Below are 6,607 nucleotides of genomic sequence, written 5' to 3'. Positions count from 1 at the left end.
GGCCGGTTGGCATGGCCGGACACATGGTAAAGCCCGCCGTTGTCATCCACCACATTGACGCCCATTTCGGAAAATGCGTTCATAATGGAAATCACGCCGCGTTCATTGCCGGGAATGGTTTTCGATGAAAACAGGAAGGTATCGCCCTCTTTCATTTCCAGCCCGAGATATTTGCCGCGCGAAAGCTGGGCCGAAGCTGCGCGCCGCTCCCCCTGCGATCCGGTCACGATCAACATCAGGCTGCCGCGTGGAACCTCGCTCGCCTCCTCCGGGCTGACAGTATGTGGAAAGCCGTGCAACACACCCGATTCCTGCGCCGCCGTCACCATCCGCCGCATTGCCCGCCCCAACAGGCAAACCGTGCGATCCGCAGCCACTGCTGCATCCGCAAGAGTTTTCAACCGTGCGACATTGGAGGCAAAGGTCGTCGCCACCACCATGCCGCGCTGCGATTTGATCAGATCGCGCAGCGGGTCTTTCAGCGATACCTCCGACCTGCCGGGGTGCAAGGAGAACACGTTGGTACTGTCGCACATCAGCGCCTTGATCGGACGTTCGGCGGCAATCGCCTCAAACACTTCCGGCTGCCACGGGTCGCCCACCTGCGGTGCAGGGTCGAGCTTGAAGTCGCCGGAGTGGAACAACCGCCCCGCCGGGGTGTCGATGATCAGCGCAGCACTTTCCGGCACCGAATGACTGACCGGCACGAATTGCACGTCAAACGGACCGGCCTTCACCACTTCAGGCCGCGCCTCTACTGTGGTGATCGCGTTCTTCGGGTGGCCGTGCTCATCGAACTTCAGCCGCCCGATGGTCGCGGTAAAGCGGCGGGCATAGACCGGGCATTTGAACTTCCCCCAGAAATGCGCCACGGCACCGATATGATCTTCATGCGCATGGGTGATGAAAATCGCCTCCAGCCGGTCTTTACGCTCCTCCAGCCAGGACATATCCGGCATGATCAAATCAACGCCGGGGGTGGTATCCATATCGGGGAAGGTCACACCCAGATCGACGAGGATCAGCCTTTCCTTGTCTTCCGGCCCGTAGCCGTACACATAGGCATTCATGCCGATTTCCCCCGCGCCGCCGAGAGGAAGGTAGATCAGGCGGTTGGCTTTCATTGGGTATCCCGTTCCTTGTTCAGTTCGTTGATCAGGACAAGACCGTGCATGGTCAGATCATCCTCGATCGCGTCAAAAATTTCCGTTCCCTGCTGGAACAACGAAGCAAGCCCGCCGGTGCCGATAACCTTCATCGGGCGCGGGTGTTCCAAGCGGATCTGGCGGCAAATGCCTTCTACAAGGCCGATATAGCCCCAATACACACCTGACTGCATGCACGCCACCGTATTCTTGCCGATCACGGTCGCGGGTTTGCTGACATCAACGTGAGGCAGCGCCGCCGCCGCCATCGACAGCGCCTGAAGCGAGAGGTTGACACCGGGGGAGATGACGCCGCCGATATAGGCGCCGTCCTGGTCCACCACGTCAAACGTCGTCGCGGTGCCGAAATCCACCACGATCAGATCACCGCCATGCCGGTCAAAGCCGGCTGCGGTGTTGACAAGACGGTCCGGCCCGACGGCGGTGCCGAAATCGACTCGTGGTGGCATCGGCAGTTTGCATTCCGGTTTGCCCACCACCAGCGGGCGACAGTTGAAATACCGATCCGTCAGCACCCGAAGATTGAACACGACCCGCGGCACGGTTGAGGAGATGATGGCCTGGGAGATATGGGCCTCTACCTTGTTCAGCGTCATCAACGTGGTCAGCCAGACGTAATATTCATCCGCCGTGCGCCTGTGGTCGGTGGAACAACGCCAGGTCGCGATAAAGCGCGCACCGTCCCAGATGGAAAACACGGTATTGGTATTGCCGCAGTCAATCGCCAGAAGCATGGTTTTGCCTTTTCCGGTTCAAAAGAAGATATCGGCCGCAGGAATGGTTTGACGGCCTTTCGGGGTTCGCAGGATCAATGCGCCGCTGGCGTCAATGGTTTCAAAAATACCGGTCTCAGAACTGGTGCCGGAGCGCGCAGTTATCGCCTCACCAATCCGTGCGGCATGGGATAGCCACTCCTGCCGGATTGGCGCGAAACCATCCGCTATCAGGCACGCCTCCCACTTGGCGAAAGCCGTGGCGAGCGGGGGCAGGAACGCCTCCGGCACGATGCGGACGCCGGTTTCTTGCAGCAGGCTGACCGGAGGCATCGCACCCGGTTCGAGCTGATCGGCGGTCGGCGCAGCAATCAGATTGACGCCGATCCCTATGGACAGCTGACTGACACGACCGCCTGCCCCTTGGCTTTCCAGCAGGATCCCCGCCAATTTGCCGCCGTTCAGCAAAACGTCATTTGGCCATTTCAAGGCAAAACCAGTGGAAAGTCCGGTCGTGGCAATACATGCCTCCCTCAGGGCAAGGGCCGCGATGAACGAACGTAGGGCGACGGTCTCTGCACCTTCCTGCGGCTGCAAAGCCAAGGTGGCATAAAAATTGCCGCGCGGGCTGGACCATGGCCGTCCGCGCCGCCCCCTGCCCCCGGTCTGCTCTGCCGCCATGATCCAAACCGGTTGTGTCGGGGCCAAGCGCGCCGCATAGGCATTGGTGCTGTCCACGCTGTCCAGAAGAATCCGGGTCACACCGGCGGGCCACCCCGATGAAGGACGCTTAGCGGACAAGCGTTTCGGCTGCCATCAAAGCGATGCTTTCAACTCCGAACAGGTTGACGATGCCGAACACCATGATGAACGCAGATCCCATCAGCGCGATGCCCTGAACGGTGCCGATGCGGGCGTCGATGCCGTCTTCCTCGGCTGCGAAATACATGAAGTAGATGATACGCATGTAGAAGAACGCGCCGATCACCGATGAAATGACCCCTGCGAGTGCAAGCCATGTCATATCGGCGTTCACCGCCGCTTGCAGCACATAGAACTTGGCGAAAAAGCCGAGCATCGGCGGCACACCTGCAAGGCTGAACAGGATGATCAGCATCGCCAGCGCCGACATCGGGGCCTTTTTCGACAGCATTTTCAGACTGTCGATAGAGGTCACATGCTGGCCATCCCGCTCCATCGACAGGATGAAGGCGAAAGCACCGATATTCATCGCGATGTAGATCGCGAGATACAGCAGCATGGATTGAACACCGATCACCGTGCCGGCCGCCACCCCGATCATCGCAAAACCCATATGCGCAATCGAGGAATAGGCCATCATCCGCTTGATATCACGCTGGCCGATCCCGCCGATCGCGCCCACAAACATCGACAACACCGAAAGCACCGCGATCACCTGACCCCATTCTGCCGGAATGGTGCCGAAAGCGTCATACATCAGCCGCGCAAACAGCGCCATCGCCGCCATTTTCGGCGCGGTTGCAAAATAGGCGGTGACGGCGGTGGGGGAGCCTTCGTACACATCCGGCGTCCACATATGGAACGGCACAGCGGAAACCTTGAACGCCAGCCCTGTCATCATCATCACCAGACCGAACAGCAGCCCGACCGGCACCGCACCTTCGCCAAGCGTCGACAGGATACCGGCGAAATCGGTGGTCCCCGCATAGCCATAGGTCAGCGAAGCACCATAGAGCAGGATGCCCGAAGACAGCGAGCCGAGTACAAAGTACTTCAACCCGGCCTCGGAGGATTTCAGATTGTCGCGGCGGAAACTGGCGACGACATAAAGCGCCAGCGATTGCAGTTCCAACCCCATGTAAAGCACGATCAGATCCCCGGCAGAGACCATGACCATCATGCCCAGCACCGAAAGCGCGATCAGGATCGGAAATTCAAACCGCAGCATCTTGCGGCGCAGCATCGGCTCATGGCTGATCGCCAGAATGGACGCCGCCGCCAAAAGCACCGTCACCTTGGCAAAACGCGCGAAAGGATCATCGTTGAAGGTGCCGTCAAAGGCCGTCCGCTCCCCCGTGATGCCCGCGCCAATCCAGACCGCCAGGATCAGGAACAGCGCGACCATGCCCCAGTTCAGCATCGCGGCGAGTTTGTCCTTCCCGGTGTAAACTGCGCCAAGCAGCGCCGCCATGGCCGCGACGGCCAGGGTGATTTCAGGAAGGACGGTGGAAAAATCTGTCGGGTTCATCTCTCGTCCCTCAATTCTTTGCCATTGGCGCATCACCCGAAACGGGGACGGCGGCATGGTAGTCGGTCACAAGGGCGGACACCGAAGGGCCGATGATATCGGTCACAAGGCTTGGATAAATGCCCAGAAGGATCGTCATCGCGACCAAGGGTGCGAAAATCAACCGCTCCCGCCGCGACATATCGGTGATGGATTTCAGGCTTTCCTTGATCAGATCGCCGAGCACGATGCGGCGGAACAGCCACAGCGCGTAACTGGCGGACAGGATCACGCCGGATGTGGCGACAAAGGCGACCCATGTATTGACCTGGAAAGCTGCCATCAGTGTCAGGAATTCACCGACGAAACCCGACGTGCCGGGAAGGCCCACGTTTGACATGGTAAAGAACAGGAACACCAGCGCATAGACCGGCATCCGGTTCACCAAGCCACCATAAGCCGAAATCTCGCGGGTGTGCATCCGGTCATAAATCACGCCGACGATCAGGAACAGTGCGGCGGAAATGAACCCATGGCTCAGCATCTGGAAAATCGCACCGTCGATCCCCTGCTGGTTCACCGCGAAAATCCCCATCGTCACATAACCCATATGCGCGACCGAGGAATAGGCGATCAGCTTTTTCATGTCTTCCTGCGCCAAAGCGACCAGCGAGGTATAGACAATTGCAATCGCCGACAGCCACAGCATGAAAGTCGACATCACATCGGAGCCAACCGGAAACATCGGCAGGCTGAAACGCAAAAACCCATAGCCCCCCATCTTCAGCAAGATCGCGGCCAGCACGACCGAACCGGCAGTCGGCGCCTGAACGTGGGCGTCCGGCAACCAGGTATGCACCGGCCACATCGGCAGTTTCACCGCAAAGCTGGCAAAGAACGCGAGGAACAGCAGCGTCTGCGCGCCGCCAACCACATGAATACCCATGATATTCAGCGTATCGGAGGCGAAATTATGCGTGAGCAGTGTCGGGATATCGGTCGTCCCTGCCTCCACATACATATAGATCATCGCGACCAGCATCAGCACCGAGCCGAGAAATGTATACAGGAAGAACTTGAACGCGGCATAGATGCGGTTCGCCCCGCCCCAGATGCCGATGATCAGGAACATCGGGATCAACCCGCCTTCAAAGAAGATGTAGAACAGCACCAGATCGAGCGCGGTAAACACGCCGATCATCAGCGTTTCCAAGAGCAGAAAGGCGATCATGTATTCCTTGACCCGCGTTTCCATCTGCCAGCAGGCACCGATGGTCAGAGGCATCAGGAACGTGGTCAGCAGCACGAACAGAATCGAAATCCCGTCAACGCCCATCTTGTATTTCAGGCCAAGGATCCAGTCGTATTCCTCGACAAACTGAAAGCCGGTATCGGAGGGATCAAACCCGGTCAGCAGGAAAATCGACACAAGGAAGGTCGTCGCCGTGGCCACCAGCGCCACCCATTTCGCATTCTTGCGCGCCGCACTGTCGTCGCCCCGCAGGAACAGCGCAAGGATACCCGCCGCAACCGCCGGTATGAATGTGATGATGGAAAGCAGATTCTCCATGCTTTCAGCTCCAGTATTTTGTCATGAAGGACGCCGCTTTGACAGCTGCGAAAGGAACAGGTGCGGGCATCGCACCAAATGTCGGCAGGCCAAGGCACGGCATCACGGCGCACCCCCGGCCATGGTCATCCAGGTGACAAGCGCAACGACCCCCAGCACCATCGCGAATGCGTAGTGAAAGAGGTAGCCCGATTGCACGCGCCCGGCGAACCGGGTGAGCCGGGGAATAAGCCCCAGTGCAACCCCGTCGATAGTGCCATCAATCGCGCCAACATCACCCCGCTTCCACAGGAAACGGCCAACCCAATTGCCGCCACGCACGAAAACAAAGTCGTAAAGCTCATCAAAGTACCATTTGTTCAGCAGGAACAAATAGAGCGGTCGCTGCTGTGCGGCCAACCTGCCCGGCAGGTCGGGACTGCGGATGTAGAAAACGTAAGCGATGATGAAACCGACCAACATCGCGATGAACGGAGAGACTTTTACCCAGGCGGCGACCTCATGCGCTTCGTGGATGGTGTGATTGTCCGGGCCGAAGAAAACAGCGCCTTTCGGTGCAGTCGCAGGGGGCGTAGCGGCGTGGCCTGCGGCCGCTGCGTTTCCGGCGGCGGGAGCCTCGGTTGCAGAAGTTTCGGGCGCAGCGGTTTCGGTGGAAGCAGTTTCGGGCGCAGTCGCCGTTGCGGTTTCCGGTGCCGCCGCATGGGCCTCGCCGCCCTCATGCTGCGCCGTTTCCATGCCGAACCAGCTTTGCATCTTGTCCACATCGCCGAAGAAGGAGTTGTACCACACCATCCCGGAGAAAGCCGCCCCAAGCGCCAACACGCCAAGCGGGATCAGCATCGTCTTGGGCGATTCATGCGCGTGGTCATGCGCATGGGCATCGCCACGCGGGGCGCCATAAAACGTCATGAACATCAGACGCCAGGAGTAGAAACTGGTCATCAAAGCC

Annotated in this window: 5 protein-coding genes and 1 pseudogene; all 6 read right to left on the bottom strand. The window is 59.1% G+C overall.

Features of this window, described 5'->3' with window-relative positions:
* Positions 1-1,124 (bottom strand): ribonuclease J (locus L0H65_RS11930; RefSeq protein WP_301459272.1); only part of this gene is annotated, 1,124 nt, incomplete at its 3' end.
* The gene (locus L0H65_RS11925) at positions 1,121-1,900 is read right to left on the bottom strand and encodes a type III pantothenate kinase (protein ID WP_301459271.1); all 780 of its coding nucleotides are present in this window, start codon (positions 1,898-1,900) and stop codon (positions 1,121-1,123) included. The genes L0H65_RS11930 and L0H65_RS11925, both read right to left, overlap by 4 nt.
* An 18-nt stretch (positions 1,901-1,918) precedes the next feature.
* Entirely contained in the window at positions 1,919-2,641 is a 723-nt protein-coding gene (locus L0H65_RS11920; RefSeq protein WP_301459269.1) for a biotin--[acetyl-CoA-carboxylase] ligase, read from the bottom strand.
* 28 nt (positions 2,642-2,669) lie between these two features.
* Positions 2,670-4,109 (bottom strand): NADH-quinone oxidoreductase subunit NuoN, encoded by a 1,440-nt coding sequence (gene nuoN / locus L0H65_RS11915; protein ID WP_301459267.1) that lies wholly within the window; start codon positions 4,107-4,109, stop codon positions 2,670-2,672.
* Between the two features lie 10 nt (positions 4,110-4,119).
* A complete protein-coding gene (locus L0H65_RS11910; RefSeq protein ID WP_301459265.1) occupies positions 4,120-5,658 on the bottom strand; it encodes an NADH-quinone oxidoreductase subunit M in 1,539 nt (512 codons plus the stop codon).
* A 102-nt stretch (positions 5,659-5,760) separates the two neighbouring features.
* Positions 5,761-6,607, bottom strand: a pseudogene (locus L0H65_RS11905) (NADH-quinone oxidoreductase subunit L); the annotation flags it as partial.

This window comes from Pseudorhodobacter sp. (genome assembly GCF_030452865.1).
Classification (GTDB): Bacteria; Pseudomonadota; Alphaproteobacteria; order Rhodobacterales; family Rhodobacteraceae; genus Pseudorhodobacter.
Note: the sequence above shows the minus strand (reverse complement) of the source record. Positions and strands in the feature narration are given on the sequence as shown.